Genomic DNA, 15,942 nt, shown 5'->3' on the forward strand with positions numbered 1-15,942 from the left:
GTGGCACCGCCTGTCCACTGCCTTGAACCTGTCACTTGCCGGAATTGCCATCCGGAACGAAAACGTAGCCGACGCCCCAGACCGTCTGAATGTAGCGAGGCTTGGTCGTATCCGGCTCGATCATCCGGCGCAGCCGGGAAATCTGTACATCAATGGAGCGCTCCTGGGCGTCCCACTCGCGCCCACGGGCAAGACTCATGAGCTTGTCTCGCGTCAAAGGTTCGCGGGCATGGGTCACCAGCGCCTTGAGCACCGCGAACTCGCCTGTTGTCAGCATGTGGACTTCATCGCCACGGGTGAGCTCGCGAGTGGCCAGGGAAAGCTGGTAATCCCCGAATGTCACCACTTCGTCGTTCACGCCCGGAGCACCCGGAACAGGAGTGGACTGTCGACGAAGCACGGCCTTGACCCGGGCAACGAGTTCGTCCGGATTGAAAGGCTTGGCCAGGTAATCGTCGGCGCCCAGCTCGAGGCCCTTGATGCGGCTCAACTCGTCGCCCTTGGCGGTGAGCATGATGATAGGGACCTGATTGTTGGCACTGCGTAGCCGACGGCAGGCCGACAGCCCGTCTTCACCGGGTAGCATCAGGTCCAGCACGACCAGGTTGAAGACTTCGCGGCTAAGGAGGCGATCCATCTGCTCGGCGTTGGGTACGGCGCGTGCGCGATAGCCCTTGGTGGTGAAGAAGCGCTCCAGCAGGCTGCTCAGTTTCGGGTCGTCGTCCACGATGAGGATTTTTTCCCCTTCGTTGGTTTGGGCGGTGCTGCTCATGGGAACTCCTTTGCTATCGGCGCGCATTATGGCGCAGCCGCCGTTGGACGTGCTCGAGGCATTGTTAGCAGATTTTTCCCGGCCCTGGGGGAAATGTGCCGACACGGCCCCTGGCCACGCCCGGCTGGTTATAATGCGACGCTTTTACCGTCGGCAAGTGCCGGCTGGTTCGTTCTCCGCCCGCGTGGGCGCCGGCATCACAGCATTCAGGTGGTTTTATGGAAAGCATCAACAGCCGCATCGCCGAAGAACTGGGCGTGCGCCCGCAACAGGTCGAAGCCGCCGTGGCCTTGCTCGACGAAGGCTCCACGGTGCCCTTCATCGCCCGTTACCGTAAGGAAGTGACCGGCAGCCTCGACGACACCCAGCTGCGCCACCTGGAAGAGCGTCTGCGTTACCTGCGGGAATTGGACGAACGCCGCGCCAGCATCCTGGCGAGCATCGAGGAGCAGGGCAAACTGACCCCTGAGCTGGCGCGTGACATTCGCCAGGCCGACACCAAGACCCGCCTCGAAGACCTCTATCTTCCCTACAAGCAGAAACGCCGCACCAAAGGGCAGATCGCCCTGGAGGCCGGCCTCGGCGAGCTGGCCGACGCGCTGCTGGGCGACCCCATGCTGGCCCCCGAGGCCGAGGCCGCCCGCTTCGTCGATGCCGAGAAAGGCTACCCGGACAACCGCGCGGTGCTCGAAGGCGCCAAGTACATCCTGATGGAGCGTTTCGCCGAAGACGCCGCCCTGTTGGGCAAGGTCCGCCAGTTCCTCGGCGAGCAGGCCACCCTCGCGGCGCGCATCGTGCCGGGCAAGGAAGAGGAAGGTGCCAAGTTCCGCGACTATTTCGAGCACGACGAACCCCTCAAGGCCGCGCCCTCCCATCGCGCCCTGGCCATCTTCCGCGGGCGCAACGAGGGCATCCTCAGCGTATCGCTGAAAGTGGGCGAGGAGCTTCCGGGTACCCTGCACCCCTGTGAACTGATGGTGGCCGAACACTTCGGCCTGAAGAACCAGAACCGTCCGGCGGACAAATGGCTTGGCGAGGTCGTGCGCTGGACCTGGAAGGTCAAGCTGTACACCTCCCTGGAAAACGACCTGCTCGGTGAGCTGCGTGAGCAGGCCGAGGCCGAAGCCATCAATGTCTTCGCCCATAACCTGCACGACCTGCTGCTTGCCGCCCCGGCAGGCCCTCGGGCCACCCTCGGGCTGGACCCGGGCCTGCGTACCGGCTGCAAGGTGGCGGTAGTGGACGCCACGGGCAAGTTGCTGGATACCGCCACGGTGTATCCGCACGTGCCCAAGAACCAGTGGGACCAGACCCTTGCCGTGCTCGGCGCCCTCTGTGCCCGCCACCAGGTAGACCTGATCGCCATCGGTAACGGCACCGCCAGCCGTGAGACGGACAAGCTGGCCGCCGACCTGATCAAGCAGTACCCGGGCCTGAAGCTGACCAAGGTCATGGTGTCCGAGGCGGGAGCTTCGGTGTATTCGGCGTCCGAACTGGCCGCGCGGGAATTCCCCGACCTGGACGTTTCCCTGCGTGGCGCGGTGTCCATCGCCCGTCGCCTTCAGGATCCGCTGGCCGAGCTGGTGAAGATCGACCCCAAATCCATCGGGGTCGGCCAGTACCAGCATGATGTCTCCCAGGTGAAGCTCGCCCGCAGCCTGGATGCGGTGGTCGAGGACTGCGTGAACGCTGTGGGGGTGGATGTGAACACGGCCTCGGTCGCCCTGCTGTCACGCATCTCCGGACTGAACGCTACCCTGGCCCAGAACATCGTGGCTCATCGTGACGCCAATGGCGCGTTCCGCAGCCGCGCCGAACTCAAGAAGGTCAGCCGACTGGGTGAGAAAACCTTCGAGCAGGCGGCCGGCTTCCTCCGCGTCATGAATGGAGACAACCCCCTGGATGCCTCGGCGGTACACCCGGAAGCCTACCCGCTGGTGCAGCGGATCGCCGCCCAGACCGACCGCGACATCCGCTCGCTGATCGGCGACAGCGCCTTCCTGCGCCGCCTGGACCCGGCCCGCTATACCGACGAAACCTTCGGCCTGCCGACGGTCACTGACATCCTCAAGGAACTGGACAAGCCTGGCCGCGATCCTCGCCCGGAGTTCAAGACTGCAGCCTTCCAGGAGGGCGTCGAGGACCTGAAGGATCTGCAACCGGGCATGGTGCTCGAGGGCGTGGTCACCAACGTCACCAATTTCGGTGCCTTCGTAGATATCGGCGTGCACCAGGACGGCCTGGTTCATATCTCGGCCCTTTCCGAGAAATTCGTGAAGGATCCCCGTGAAGCGGTCAAGGCCGGCGACGTGGTGAAGGTCAAGGTGATGGAAGTCGATATCCCGCGCAAGCGCATCGGCCTGTCCATGCGCATGAGTGATACGCCAGGTGAGAAGGTCGATGGTCCGCGTGCTGGCAACCGCTCCGGCAGCAACCGTTCGTCAGGCGCGCCCAAGGTTCGGGAAAACGCCGCGGCCGCGCCAAGTGCCGGTGCAATGGCCAATCTCTTCGCCAATGCGAAACAGCTGAAGAAGCGCTGAAGGGTCCCACGGCGCCTCCCAGCGGTGGGAGGCGCCCAAGCCCGGCCAGCGTTTGCCCCTGGTCGACCATCGGCGTTTCTATAGCTCAGCCGAGCGAACTGGGGTAAGTTCGGCAAGCATGAGGCAATGCCGAATGGCAACCCGACGCGGCCGTGGCGAAGCGGCCTTATCGATCGGGCGCCGCTTCGACCTTGCAGAACGTCACGACCATCCCCATATCGGGGCGATCGACGCGTAAGGACATCAACTTGAGCGAACTTCTAAACCGGCGCCTGCATATGCTGGGCGAGCCTGCCAACCTGCCCCTGCTCAAGCAGTGCCTGCATGGGATCGAGCGAGAATGCCTGCGTGTAACCCGGGACGGCCGGCTGGCGCAAACGCCACATCCGGAGGCACTCGGTTCGGCGCTGACCAACGAGCAGATCACCACGGACTATTCCGAAGCATTGCTCGAATTCATCACGCCCGCGCTGGCCGACCCCGCCCAGACCCTGGAAAGCCTCGACAGCATCCATCGTTTTGCCTATACGGCTCTTGGCGATGAGCTGCTATGGGGCCCTTCGATGCCCTGCCCCCTGCCTGCCGAAGAAGATATCCCGATCGCCTGGTACGGCACCTCGAATATCGGCCAGCTCAAGCATGTCTATCGCAAGGGCCTGGCGGTACGCTATGGCCGAACCATGCAATGCATCGCCGGTATTCACTACAACTTTTCCCTGCCCGAAGCGCTTTGGCCTCTTCTGCGTGCCCAGGAAGGTGTCGAGGGAAGCGACCGGGATTTCCAATCCGCGGCCTACATCGGGATGATCCGCAACTTCCGCCGCTACAGCTGGCTGTTGATGTATCTGTTCGGCGCCTCTCCAGCCCTGGACAGCGGCTTCCTGCGGGGCCGTTCCCACCGTCTGGAAACCCTCGGGCCCAACACGCTCTACCTGCCCTATGCCACCAGCTTGCGAATGAGTGACCTGGGCTACCAGAACAATGCCCAGGCTGGCCTCACGCCTTGCTACAACGATCTGCAGAGCTACACTGAAAGCCTGCGCCAGGCGGTAGCCACGCCTTATCCGCCCTATGTGGAGATCGGTACCCACAAGGACGGGGAGTGGGTGCAGCTCAACACCAACGTGTTGCAGATCGAAAACGAGTACTACTCCAGCATCCGGCCCAAGCGTGTCACCTATACCGGCGAGCGCCCCATCCAGGCGCTCGTCGCCCGCGGCGTTCAGTATGTGGAAGTCCGCTGCCTGGACATCAACCCCTTCCTTCCCACCGGGATCGACCTGCCACAAACAAGGTTCCTGGACGCTTTCCTGCTGTATTGCGCCTTGGAAAGCAGCCCCATGCTCGACCGGCAAACCTGCGGCGACTGCACGGACAACTTCCTCAAGGTGGTCAAGGAGGGCCGCCGACCTGGCCTGGAACTGCAACGCGATGGCGCGGCGATCAGCCTCAGCCAATGGGCCGAGGAGTTGCTCACGGCCATTGCTCCCCTGGCCGACCTGCTCGATCGCAGCCAGGGCATGGATGAACACGCCAAGGCGCTCACCGCCCAGCGGGCCAAGGTCCAGGACCCGTCCCTGACCGCTTCAGCCCAGGTATTGGCGCGGATGACGGCCAACCAGGAAAGCTTCACGGAATTTTCCTTGCGCTTGTCCCAGGCCCATGCCGATTATTTCCGCTCATCTGCCCTTTCCAGCGAGGCGCGCGCGGCCTTCGAAGCCCAGGCGCAAGCGTCGCTGGCACAGCAGCGAGACCTGGAAGGCCAGGAAGTAGGCGAGTTCGACCTGTTCGTGGCTGCCTACCAGGCCAGCATTCTCGGAATCAGCCAGTGATCTGAGTGGCGTGCGATCAGCCGCGCGGGCCAGCATGGCCCTGCGCGGCGACGACGGCGTTGAAACCGTCGAACGCAATGACCGTGTGGGCTAGAGGGTTTTTTCGAAAATCTTCGAGTTGCGCTGGTAGTTGTAGAGAGACGCTCGCGCCGCCGGCAGGCGTTCTACCCCACTTGGGCTGAAGCCGCGCTCCCTGAACCAGTGAGCCGTACGGGTGGTAAGCACGAAGAGCGTTTTCAAGCCTTGCTGCCGAGCCCTGGCCTCGATGCGCTCGAGCAGCTCGTCCCCACGCCCGCCATGGCGGTATTCAGGATTCACGGCCAGACAGGCAAGCTCCCCCGCCTCGGAGTCGGCGATGGGATAGAGCGCGGCGCAAGCGATGATCATTCCTTCACGCTCCACCACGCTGAACTGTTCGATTTCCCGTTCCAATACCTCGCGGGAGCGGCGCACCAGGATGCCCTGCTCTTCCAGCGGACTGATAAGCTCGATCAAGCCGCCGACATCCTCGATATTGGCCTCGCGAATCTGTTCGAACTGTTCCTGGGCCACCAGGGTGCCTCCGCCGTTACGGGTGAATAGCTCCGTGAGCAATGCGCCGTTTTCGGCATAGCTGACGATATGGCTGCGCGCAACTCCGCCCCGGCATGCCTCGGCGGCGGCATCGAGGAGCTCGGCCTGGTAGTCGCTACCCAGCCGCTCAAGATGGGTCGGCACCTGCTGGGGACGCAGCTCGCGCACCAGTTGCCCCCTGGCGTCGAGTAGCCCGGGCGCGGCGCCGAACAACAACAGTTTGTCGGCCGCCAAGTCGATGGCCGCGCGAGTCGCCACGTCTTCGCAGGCGATATTGAAAATCTCGCCGGTGGGCGAGTATCCCAAGGGAGAAAGCAGCACGATGGTGCGTTCGTCCAGCAGGCGATTGATGCCCTTGCGGTCGATCCGGCGCACCTCACCGGTATGGTGATAATCCACGCCTTCGACCACGCCGATCGGCCGGGCCGTGACCAGATTGCCGCTGGCCACGCGCAAGCGCGCGCCCTGCATGGGTGAAGAAGCCATGTCCATGGAAAGCCGTGCCTCGATTGCCACGCGCAATGCCCCCACCGCATCGATGACGCACTCCAGGGTAGGGCCGTCGGTGATACGCAGGCCATGGTGATAGTGCGGCGTCAGGCCCCTCGCGGCGAGGCGGGTTTCGATCTGCGGACGGGAGCCGTGCACCAGCACCAGGCGCACCCCCAGGCTGTGCAACAACACCAGGTCGTGAACGATATTGCCGAAGTTGGGGTGTTCAACGCCGTCGCCTGGCAGCATGACGACGAAGGTACAGTCCCGGTGAGCATTGATGTAAGGCGAAGCGTGGCGAAGCCAATTGACGTATTCGGGCATTGAGCGGCCTGTCGAAAAAGGGGGAAGGAAGATGGGCGCGGAAGGGGGACGGTTATCGTCGTAACTGGCCTGGCAACACGCGCGATTCTCCTTTTTCAATGGGTTTGCCGGCTTCCCGGCGCTCAAGCCTGAGGCGGCCTCAGGCAGTAATGTTCTACAAGCGTTTGCAACAGACGCAGCGTAGGGGCCAAACGTGACATTTCCAGGAATTCGCCTGGCTGGTGCGCGCAAGCGATGTCTCCAGGGCCCAATACGATGGTCTGGCAGCCCAACTGCTGAAGATAAGGCGCCTCGGTACCGAATGCCACTGCTTCGGCCCGGTGCCCGGTGAGTTTTTCCGCCACCATGACCAGCTCGCTGTCCGCAGGCTCTTCGAAGGGCGGTACTTCGGAAAACAAGGGCTGGTAGTCGATGCGCACCTGGTGGCGCTCAGCCAAGGGTCGCAGTCTTTCCCGGATCGCCTCGCGCAACGCCTCAGGGTCCATGCCTGGCAAGGGCCGAAGGTCGAACTCCAGTGAACACTGCCCGCAGATCCGGTTAGGGTTGTCACCGCCATGAATGCATCCCAGGTTCAGGGTCGGTTGGGGTACCCCGAACTGAGCGTTCTGGTATCGGCCCTGCCAGTCCTGGCGCAGGCTCATCAATTCCCCCATTACCGCGTGCATGGCTTCCAGTGCGCTGTGGCCCAAGCTAGGGTCCGACGAATGGCCGCTGCGGCCCAGGATGTCGATACGCTCCATCATCACGCCCTTGTGCAGGCGGATGGGCCGTAACCCGGTAGGCTCCCCGATGACCGCGGCACGGCCTAGCGGCGCGCCTTGCTCGACCAGCGCCTTGGCACCGGCCATGGAGCTTTCCTCGTCACAGGTGGCCAGTATCATCAAGGGCTGGTGGAAGGGTTGGCTCAGCAGGGGCCGCACGGCCTCGATGATCAGCGCGAAGAAGCCTTTCATGTCACAGCTGCCCAGGCCGATCCAGCGGCCGTCCACTTCGGTGAGCCTGAGCGGGTCAGTGTTCCAGAGCTTTTCGTCATAGGGCACCGTGTCGCTATGGCCAGCAAGCACCAGCCCGCCCGGACCACTGCCGAAGGTGGCCAACAGGTTGAACTTGCCTGTCGACACCTGACGGATATCACAGGCGAAGCCCAGGTCGGTGAGCCAATTGGCCAGCAGATGAATGACCTCGCTATTGCTTTGGTCCAGCGCGGCCTGGGTGCAACTGACCGATGGCGCGGCAATCAATGCCGCGAAGCGGTCCTTGAGGGTAGGAAACGGCATCTGGGCTCCTCGAAGGCGTAAGGGTGGAGGCCGCTGGCGCAACCTTGGGGCGCTGCCCACACGACTGCTGTACACTGCCCGGCTTTTCGCGTCTACGCTACGCCTTGTCAGCGTTCGGATATACCCGCCATGCATAAAGAAACCGAAATCAAACTGCGCGTCAGCCGTGAAACCCTGGCTGCATTGCGCGAACACCCTTTGCTGAAGAAGCGCAACAAGAGCGGTTGGTCTCGTCATGAGCTGACCAACCAGTACTTCGACACCCCTGAGCGCGACCTGGCCCAGGCACGGGTGGCGCTGCGCCTGCGCCGGGATGGCGATGCCATTATCCAGACCCTGAAGACCCGAGGCCAAAGCGTCGCGGGCCTGTCCGAGCGCAACGAGTTCGACTGGCCGCTGAGCAAGGTGAAGCTGGACCTGAAAAAGCTGGACGACAGCTGCTGGCCAGCCGCCTTGGCCGAGCTGGACAAGAAGACCATCAAGCCGCTGTTCACCACGGATTTCATCCGTGAAAAAGCCGAGATCGCCTGGGGCCGCGGCAAGGCAAGGGTAGTGCTGGAAGCCGCCCTGGACTTGGGTGCCGTGAACGCTGGCAAGCTGTCCGAGGAAATCTGCGAGCTGGAACTGGAATTGCGCGAAGGCGAGCCCGCGGGCTTGCTGGAGCTGGCCTGTGAACTGGCCGCTACCCTGCCACTGATGCCCTGCGACATCAGCAAGGCCGAGCGCGGCTATCGCCTGCTCGACGCGGGTAGCTATAGCCTTTCCGTGCCCGCGCCGGTGATCGATCCCGAGCAGCCGCTGGATGACGCCTTCACGGCCATCGCCTGGTACCTGCTGGGCAGCAGCCAGCGCCTGGCCGAGCAATACCGGCATACCGGCCAATGGCGCTTGCTCCAGGAGTGGGTACGGCAGCTGGTGGAACTGCGCGCCCTGTTGGGCAGCCTGGGCCAGGCCGCGCCGCGCCCCACCACTCACGACCTGCGCGCGACCCTGGATGCCTTGCTTGAGGACTGGCGTGCATTGGTAGACGCTGGCCAGGACGACGAAGACGTCCGCGCCGCCGCGCCCGAGCAGTTCGCGGAGGAGTTGACCGATCCCCGGTGGGGCCATTTCTCCTTGAGCTTCTCGCGCTGGCTGCTGGAGCGCGCCTGGACCGTCGACCGCCCCAAGCGGGGCGAGCGGCAGGGCCAGGCCATGCTGGGTAACTGGTTGGCCCACTTCCTCAAGGAAGAAACCCAGGCTTTGAAGCTCGAGCGCTACGAACAGCAACCCGAAGACCTGGCCGAGCAACTGCCACGCCTGGAGCGGGTTCAGGTGTGGCTGCACCACGCTCGCCATTTGCTGGAGGTGGAAGAAGCAGACCGGCTGTACGGCGAGCTTAACAAGCTGCACGACCTGGCCAGCTTGCCGGTGAGTGACGAACAACTGCAGCCCCGGGCAGACCAGGCCGCGGTAGTCAGCCGGACCCGGGCATGGAAGGCGCTGTCTCGCTGAAAGCAGTGACACCCACGTTAACAGTTGCGGACAGCTAGCGGCCAGGCATTGAGGTAGCATTTCCTCCGTTGGGCAAGGATGCCCACTTGTGCATAAGGATGTGCCACATGCCAACGCTCAACTCAACGGGCGACAGCCCTCTGGATCTGCCCACATTGGTCGAGGCGCTACTGCGCCAGGAACGAATCGACCAACGAGCCGCCGAACTCGCCCTGAAGGGCTCTGAAGCCAACGCTTCCTTGCATCCCCTGGAGCGCCTCGCCGCGCTTCGCCTCGAGGACCTCCGCGCCCCGGGTTGCCATTTGAGCCTCGACGCGCTCTGCGCATGGCTTGCCGCTGAAGTGGGCCTGCCCTATTTCAGGCTCGACCCGCTCAAGCTCGACCGCCAACTGGTCACCTCCACCATGTCCGCCGCCTTCGCCCGGCACTATCAGATCCTGGCCATTGCCAGCGATGCACAGAGCCTTACCATCGCCTGCGCCCAGCCCGGGATACGTGAATGGGAAGCGGACCTGGCTCAGGTATCACGCAAGGCCATACGCCGAGTGCTGGTGAACCCCGCGCAACTGCGACGTCTGATCGACGACTCCTTCCAGTTGGCCCAATCCGTTCGCGGCGCCAATGACATTCAGTGTCTGACCTACACCGATGACGAAAACTGCGTGGCCCCGGCTGCCGTGGAGGATAACGCCGCCAGCTACGAGGCACCGGTGATCAAGATCGTCGACTGGCTATTGCGTTATGCCTTCGAGCAGGGCGCCAGCGATATCCATATCGAGCCCAGGCGGGCTCAGGGCGACATCCGTTTGCGTGTCGATGGCATGTTGCGCGATGCCTACCAGTTGCCCGTGCCCGTTACCCTGGCCGTGATCGGGCGGCTCAAATCCCTGGCACGCATGGATGTAGCGGAAAAGCGCAAGCCGCAGGACGGTCGGTTGAAAACCCGAGCGCCTGGTGGCGCCACCGTGGAGCTGCGCCTGGCCACCTTGCCAACGGCTCTGGGGGAGAAACTGGTGATGCGCCTATTCGACCCGGCCGTGCTGGCTCGTGGCCTTTCGGCGCTAGGCCTGGAGCCCGAGGACCTACTTCGTTGGCAGGCCCTGTTGGCAAGGCCCAATGGCATCATCCTGGTCACAGGCCCGACGGGCTCAGGTAAAACCACCACCCTCTACGCCAGCCTTCATCACTTGGCCGATCGTGCGGTCAACCTTTGTACCATCGAAGATCCCATCGAAATGGTGGAACCTGCCTTCAACCAGATGCAGGTACGCCCCAGCATCGGCCTGGGTTTCGCCGAGGGGGTACGGGCCTTGCTCCGCCAGGACCCGGACATCATCATGATCGGCGAGATCCGCGATGGCGAAACCGCCGCCATGGCTGTCCAGGCAGCCCTCACGGGTCACCTGGTGCTCTCGACCCTGCATACCAACGATGCCTGCGGCGCCGTCACTCGCCTGCTGGAACTGGGCGTGGCCAGCTACCTGATTCGCGCGACCCTGCTGGGTGTCATGGCCCAGCGACTGCTGCGCGTCCTTTGCCCTCACTGCAAAGTGCAGCGGACCATACCCCCAACGGACTGGCAGTGCCTCGCCGGCGAGGCACTGCCACCGAAGCACGCCGCGACCTACGATGCACACGGCTGTGACCTCTGTGGCGGCTGTGGCTACCATGGACGGGCTGGCATCTATGAATTGCTCGTCATGGACGAACAACTGGCCAGTTGTGTGAGTTCGACACCGGACATCACCCAGATACGGCGGCTGGCCACCAGGGCTGGAATGAAGCCGTTGAGCCTGGCGGCGTCACGCCTGGTCGCCAAGGGACATACCAGCCTGGGGGAAGCGATGCGCGTAGCCCTGGCTGCGCCCTGATGTATCACCGCTGGGAACTCGCCCCCCGAAAAGCCCATCAAAGCCAGTGCATAACTACCTTTCGGAGTACGCTGTCATGCGCCTCAAACTCGCTGTAGCCACCCTTGCGCTGGCTTCCTTGCACCTGACCCCGGCCTCGGCGGATACCTTCTGGCGCAATGTGCTGTCATCGGGCGCCACCACCGGATCTACCTACCTGACCTCTCGCGACCATAAGCTGGTGGTCGCTACCCAGGATGACGCAGGCAGTTTCGTCGCAAGCAATGGCGCCATCCGTGGCCCTTACCTGGAGGCAGCGATCGCCGAAATCCGCTCCAAGAATCCGGGCATGCAGGCATCGGACATGGACCTGGCAAACGCCATCCTGTCCAAGAACGCCATTGCAGAGCAGTAAGTGCAATGCCCTTGCGTCAGCCCAGGCTGACACAAGGGCAGCGTCTCATTCGCCGATGGCGTTGCGATAGCCGTCAGCGTCCAGGAGCTTGTCCAGCTCGGCCTTGTCGCTTGGCTTGATCTTGAAGAACCAGGCGCCATAAGGTTCGCCATTCACGGATTCAGGCGAATCACCAAGGCTCTCGTTGACCTCCACTATCTCGCCACTGACAGGCGCATAGATATCCGAAGCGGCTTTCACCGACTCCACTACCGCAACCTGATCGCCGGCCGCGACCTGCTTGCCTACCTCGGGCAGCTCTACGAACACCACATCACCCAAGGCCTCCTGAGCGTGGTCAGAGATCCCGACTGTCACGGTGTCATCTTCCAGACGCGCCCATTCGTGGCTTTCGGCGTAGCGGAGGTCGGCGGGTATATTGCTCATGGATAATCCTCAAAAGGTCGGCGCAATGCCACGGTTGGCGTTGGTTCCTGGGCCCCGGCTCGGTGTGCTGGGCCTTGATACAAACCCTAGATCAAAATCTTGCCGTGTCGCACGAAGGTGGGGTTAACCACTCGCACAGGGTACCACTTGCCACGGATTTCAACTTCAGCGCGGTCTGGCGTCTGGCGCGGCACCCTGGCTAGCGCGATGGATTTGCCCAGGGTAGGCGAGAAGCTTCCACTGGTGATTTCGCCTTCGAGATCATGAATCCGGACCACCTGGTGTGCGCGAAGCACACCGCGCTCTTCGAGCACCAGGCCTACCAGGCGGGCCGCCAGGCCGGCCGCACGCTCTGCTTCCAGGGCCGCGCGCCCGATAAAATCACGCTCCACCGGTTCCAGGGCAACGGTACCGCCCATATTGGACACCCAGGGAGAATGGGCTTCGTCCAGCTCGTGCCCGTAGAGGTTCAAGCCGGCCTCGAGCCGCAGGGTGTCCCGGGCACCGAGGCCTATGGGCGAAATGCCGGCGCCGATCAGTTCGTTGAACAGTTCGCCAACCTGAGGTGCCGGAAGAATGATTTCCACGCCATCCTCACCGGTATAGCCCGTGCAGGCAACGAACCAGTGCCCATCCTGGGCGACGCCGAAGGGTTTTAGATGCTCGAGCTGACCGGCCAGCGAACCGCCGACCACCCGCGCTACCGCTTCGCGTGCCTTGGGCCCTTGCACTGCAAGAATGGCAAGGGAGTCCCGCTCGGTGACCTCTACCGCCTGGCCTTCGGCCTGGCTACGTAGCCAGGCGAGGTCTTTATCTCGAGTCGCCGCGTTGACGACCAGCCGGTAACCCTCTTCGAGACGGTAGACGATAAGGTCATCGATCACGCCACCGGAGGGATTGAGCATAGCGCTGTACAACGCACGTACCCTGCCCTTGAGGCGGTCGACATCATTGGCCAGGATACGACGCAACCAACCATGGGCATCCCGCCCGGCCACATCGATGACCGCCATATGGGACACATCGAACACGCCACAGGCCTGGCGCACCTCATGATGCTCATCGACCTGCGAACCGTAATGCAGCGGCATTTCCCAGCCGCTAAAGTCGACCATCTTCGCGCCGAGCGCCAAGTGCTGGTCATACAGCGGCGTGCGCAATCCCATGGGGTTCTCCTTCCCGGGGCTCCGATTGGCCCGCATTGTAGCCGCAAGCGGGTGGCCTGGCATCCTCAGTCGAGCGGTATCCCAGGAACACGGGCCGACCGCCGGATCAGCAGTACCACCGGCAGCAGGCCCACCGCTACCAGCGAAAGGGCGGGCAGTGAAGCGCGAGCCCACTCCCCCTCGCTGGTCATCTCGAAAACCCTTACCGCCAGCGTGTCCCAACCGAAAGGGCGCAGTAACAAGGTAGCCGGCATCTCCTTGATGACGTCGACGAACACCAGCAAGGCCGCGCTTGATAGTGCAGGAGCCAACAGGGGCAAGTGGACGCGCCAGTACAATCGGGCTCCGCCGACACCCAGCCCGCGGGCGGCCTCTGGCAGGGCCGGCCGCAGGCGATCGAGCGCTGCGTCCAGCGGCCCATGGGCAGCTGTAAGAAAGCGCGCCAGGCAGGCCAGCAACAGCCCGGCCAGGCTGCCCAGCAACATAGGCTCTCCCGCCCCGCCGAACCAACGCGCCAGGGGAATGATCCAGGCAGAATCCAGATAACTGAAGGCCAGCATGATGGCGACTGCCAGCACGGATCCGGGAATGGCATAGCCAAGATTGGCCAGGTTCACGCCCAGGCGCACGGCCGGATGAGGCGCGCGCCGCTTGGCCAACGCCAGCGACATGGCAGCCGTGACCGCTAGCGTCGCCACCACCCCGGCCAAGTACAGACTATGGCCGACCAGGGCAAGGTAACGCTCGTCCAGGTCGAACCGGCCTCGCCGCCAGCACCAGAGCACCAGTTGCATGAGTGGAATCACAAAGGCCACAGCGAAAACCGTCAGGCATGCTCCACTCGCTGTCCAGGCGCGAATACCCCGCAACTTGTATAGGGCAATGCGAGGGCGTTCCTGGCTGGCGCCGATCTTGCCACGGCTGTAGCGCTCCACCCCGACCCCAAGCAATACCATCAGCAATAACAGGCTGGCCAATTGCGCCGCGCTGGCAAGGCTGAAAAAGCCATACCACGTCTTGTAGATAAGCGTGGTGAAAGTATCGTAGTTGAACACGGATACGGCGCCGAAATCCGCCAGGGTTTCCATCAGTGCCAACGCCACTCCGGCGGCGATGGCGGGGCGGGCCACCGGCAATGCTATGCGCCAGAAAGCGCGCCATGGCGTACATCCCAGCAGGCGGGCCGCCTCGGCGAAGCCACGCCCCTGCGTCAGAAAGGCCGAACGGGCCAGCAGGTAGACATAAGGGTAGAACACCAATACCAGCACCAGTATGACGCCGCCTGTAGAGCGCACCGGAGGGAACCGTAAGCCTGGGCCAAACCATTCTCGCAAGGTGCTCTGCACCGGGCCGGCGAAGTCGCACATGCCGACAAAGACGAAGGCCAGCACATAGGCGGGCACGGCGAAGGGCAACATCAAGGCCCAATCCAGCCAACGGCGGCCTGGAAAGTCACATGCACTGGTCAGCCAGCCCAGGCCAACCCCCAACAGCGTAACCCCACAACCTACTCCGGCAGCTAGCACGGCAGTATTGAACAGCACCCGCGCCAGTTGCGTATCCCAGAGATGCGCCCAGATCTCGGTGTCGACGCTTTTCCAGGAGGCCACCAATACGCCGATCGGCACCAGCACCAGGGCGGCAAGCGCCGCCGTGACCAGGTACCAGTACCAGCGCCCTGGCACCAAGGGCCGGCTCAGCGCCAACCTGCTCTGTCCATGAGACGGATGGCCTCGGCCTGACGTCTGCCGGCTACTTCTACGGGAACAGCATCAGCCTTGAAGGCGCCCCAGCTCGCCACTTCGGTGGAAGGTGGCACTGCCGGGTTTGCTGGAAACTCCTGATTCACCTCGGCGAAGATGGCCTGGGCCTTGGGCCCTGTCAGCCATTCCATCAAGGCTTTGGCGGCCTGGGGGTGGGGTGCATGACGGGTTAGCCCGATGCCGGACAGGTTCACGTGCACGCCGCGGTCCTGCTGGTTGGGCCAGAACAGGCGAATCGGCAATTCGGGCTGCTCTCGATGCAGGCGCCCATAGTAGTAACTGTTGACCAGGCCAAGGTCGCACTGGCCGGCGGCGATCGCCTGCAGTACCGAGAGGTCGTCGGAGAAGACGTCCGTGGAAAGATTGTTCACCCATCCCTGGACAATGGCTTCGGTTCGCTCTGGCCCTTGCGCCTCGATCAATGACGCCACCAAGGACTGGTTGTATACCTTCTTGGCCGTGCGCAGGCAAAGACGCCCTTCCCACTGGGGCTCGGCCACCGCCTCATAGGTGCTCAGCTCTTCAGGCCGGACCCGGTCAGTGGCATAGGCCAGGGTGCGCGCGCGCAGGCTCAGGCCAGTCCAGGCGTGGCTGGCGGCTCGGTACTGGGATGGAATGTTGGCCTCTATCACCGCAGAGGTGAATGGCTGCAGGATACCCATCTGTTCCGCCTGCCAGAGGTTGCCAGCATCGACCGTGAGCAGAAGATCGGCAGGTGTGTTGGCGCCCTCGGCCTTGATCCGCTGCATCAGCGGGGCTTCCTTGTCGGTGATGAAGCGAATCGGGACACCGGTTTCGGCAGTGTAGGCATCGAACACGGGCTTGATCAGCTCGTCGATCCGCGAGGAATAGACGACCACGCCTTCATTGGCCTGGGCCGTGGCGCCAATCATCGCCAACAGCAACCCGGCGATGGTGCGAACAAGAAGCAGCATGACAGGGCTTCCCTAGGAAAAGCCCGGATGTTAGCGATTCGCGTTTTCGGCTACAAAGCCTCGTCGATTCGCTCTAGTTACCA

Annotated in this window: 12 protein-coding genes; 5 read left to right on the forward strand and 7 right to left on the reverse strand. The window is 63.3% G+C overall.

The genetic code is table 11. The features are described 5' to 3' along the window. Positions 1 to 31 precede the first annotated feature (31 nt). Positions 32 to 772, reverse strand: a complete 741-nt coding sequence (gene ompR / locus BN1188_RS04715) for an osmolarity response regulator transcription factor OmpR (protein ID WP_040260226.1) — start codon at positions 770 to 772, stop codon at positions 32 to 34. Positions 773 to 990: 218 nt separating this feature from the next. Between ompR and BN1188_RS04720 the strand changes: the two genes are divergently transcribed. After that, on the forward strand, positions 991 to 3,312 hold the full coding sequence (locus BN1188_RS04720; RefSeq protein ID WP_040260228.1) for a Tex family protein: 2,322 nt from the start codon (positions 991 to 993) through the stop codon (positions 3,310 to 3,312). A gap of 278 nt (positions 3,313 to 3,590) precedes the next feature. Further along, positions 3,591 to 5,144 (forward strand): glutamate--cysteine ligase, encoded by a 1,554-nt coding sequence (gene gshA / locus BN1188_RS04725; protein WP_222860579.1) that lies wholly within the window; start codon positions 3,591 to 3,593, stop codon positions 5,142 to 5,144. Positions 5,145 to 5,234: 90 nt separating this feature from the next. Here the strand turns inward: gshA and argA are convergent, their stop codons facing one another. Together argA and argE are read right to left on the reverse strand one after the other, a co-directional pair. Beyond that, entirely contained in the window at positions 5,235 to 6,533 is a 1,299-nt protein-coding gene (gene argA, locus BN1188_RS04730; RefSeq protein ID WP_040260230.1) for an amino-acid N-acetyltransferase, read from the reverse strand. 122 nt (positions 6,534 to 6,655) lie between these two features. Continuing rightward, on the reverse strand, positions 6,656 to 7,810 hold the full coding sequence (gene argE, locus BN1188_RS04735; RefSeq protein WP_040260231.1) for an acetylornithine deacetylase: 1,155 nt from the start codon (positions 7,808 to 7,810) through the stop codon (positions 6,656 to 6,658). Positions 7,811 to 7,939: 129 nt separating this feature from the next. Between argE and BN1188_RS04740 the strand changes: the two genes are divergently transcribed. From BN1188_RS04740 to BN1188_RS04750, 3 genes are all read left to right on the forward strand, one after another. Beyond that, on the forward strand, positions 7,940 to 9,304 hold the full coding sequence (locus BN1188_RS04740) for a CYTH domain-containing protein (RefSeq protein WP_040260232.1): 1,365 nt from the start codon (positions 7,940 to 7,942) through the stop codon (positions 9,302 to 9,304). 107 nt (positions 9,305 to 9,411) lie between these two features. Continuing rightward, positions 9,412 to 11,175, forward strand: coding sequence for a GspE/PulE family protein (locus BN1188_RS04745; protein ID WP_040260233.1), 1,764 nt, complete (start codon positions 9,412 to 9,414; stop codon positions 11,173 to 11,175). A gap of 76 nt (positions 11,176 to 11,251) precedes the next feature. Further along, complete coding sequence (locus BN1188_RS04750) at positions 11,252 to 11,569, forward strand: DUF2388 domain-containing protein (RefSeq protein WP_040260235.1); 318 nt, start codon at positions 11,252 to 11,254, stop codon at positions 11,567 to 11,569. Positions 11,570 to 11,614: 45 nt separating this feature from the next. Here BN1188_RS04750 and gcvH read toward each other — a convergent pair whose 3' ends face one another. The 4 genes from gcvH to BN1188_RS04770 all read right to left on the reverse strand — a co-directional run bounded on the left by gcvH (position 11,615) and on the right by BN1188_RS04770 (position 15,859). Further along, positions 11,615 to 11,995, reverse strand: a complete 381-nt coding sequence (gcvH, locus tag BN1188_RS04755) for a glycine cleavage system protein GcvH (protein ID WP_040260236.1) — start codon at positions 11,993 to 11,995, stop codon at positions 11,615 to 11,617. 86 nt (positions 11,996 to 12,081) lie between these two features. Next, entirely contained in the window at positions 12,082 to 13,161 is a 1,080-nt protein-coding gene (gcvT, locus tag BN1188_RS04760) for a glycine cleavage system aminomethyltransferase GcvT (protein WP_040260237.1), read from the reverse strand. Between the two features lie 65 nt (positions 13,162 to 13,226). Next, positions 13,227 to 14,867 carry an ABC transporter permease gene (locus BN1188_RS04765; protein ID WP_232430899.1) on the reverse strand — a complete coding sequence of 547 codons (1,641 nt, stop codon included), beginning with the start codon at positions 14,865 to 14,867 and terminating at the stop codon, positions 13,227 to 13,229. Beyond that, positions 14,858 to 15,859, reverse strand: coding sequence for an extracellular solute-binding protein (locus tag BN1188_RS04770; RefSeq protein ID WP_040260238.1), 1,002 nt, complete (start codon positions 15,857 to 15,859; stop codon positions 14,858 to 14,860). Before BN1188_RS04770 ends, BN1188_RS04765 begins: the two co-directional genes overlap by 10 nt. Positions 15,860 to 15,942 lie beyond the last annotated feature (83 nt).

This window comes from Pseudomonas massiliensis, from assembly GCF_000826105.1.
Taxonomy (GTDB): Bacteria; Pseudomonadota; Gammaproteobacteria; order Pseudomonadales; family Pseudomonadaceae; genus Aquipseudomonas; species Aquipseudomonas massiliensis.

Excerpts from the sequence above, each read along its gene's own strand:
- BN1188_RS04720 (WP_040260228.1), top strand. The coding sequence starts at position 991 with ATGGAAAGCATCAACAGCCGCATCGCCGAAGAACTGGGCGTGCGCCCG.
- BN1188_RS04745 (WP_040260233.1), top strand. The coding sequence starts at position 9,412 with ATGCCAACGCTCAACTCAACGGGCGACAGCCCTCTGGATCTGCCCACA.
- argA (WP_040260230.1), bottom strand. The coding sequence starts at position 6,533 with ATGCCCGAATACGTCAATTGGCTTCGCCACGCTTCGCCTTACATCAAT.
- gshA (WP_222860579.1), top strand. The coding sequence starts at position 3,591 with ATGCTGGGCGAGCCTGCCAACCTGCCCCTGCTCAAGCAGTGCCTGCAT.
- BN1188_RS04770 (WP_040260238.1), bottom strand. The coding sequence starts at position 15,859 with ATGCTGCTTCTTGTTCGCACCATCGCCGGGTTGCTGTTGGCGATGATT.
- argE (WP_040260231.1), bottom strand. The coding sequence starts at position 7,810 with ATGCCGTTTCCTACCCTCAAGGACCGCTTCGCGGCATTGATTGCCGCG.
- BN1188_RS04740 (WP_040260232.1), top strand. The coding sequence starts at position 7,940 with ATGCATAAAGAAACCGAAATCAAACTGCGCGTCAGCCGTGAAACCCTG.
- gcvT (WP_040260237.1), bottom strand. The coding sequence starts at position 13,161 with ATGGGATTGCGCACGCCGCTGTATGACCAGCACTTGGCGCTCGGCGCG.
- ompR (WP_040260226.1), bottom strand. The coding sequence starts at position 772 with ATGAGCAGCACCGCCCAAACCAACGAAGGGGAAAAAATCCTCATCGTG.
- gcvH (WP_040260236.1), bottom strand. The coding sequence starts at position 11,995 with ATGAGCAATATACCCGCCGACCTCCGCTACGCCGAAAGCCACGAATGG.
- BN1188_RS04750 (WP_040260235.1), top strand. The coding sequence starts at position 11,252 with ATGCGCCTCAAACTCGCTGTAGCCACCCTTGCGCTGGCTTCCTTGCAC.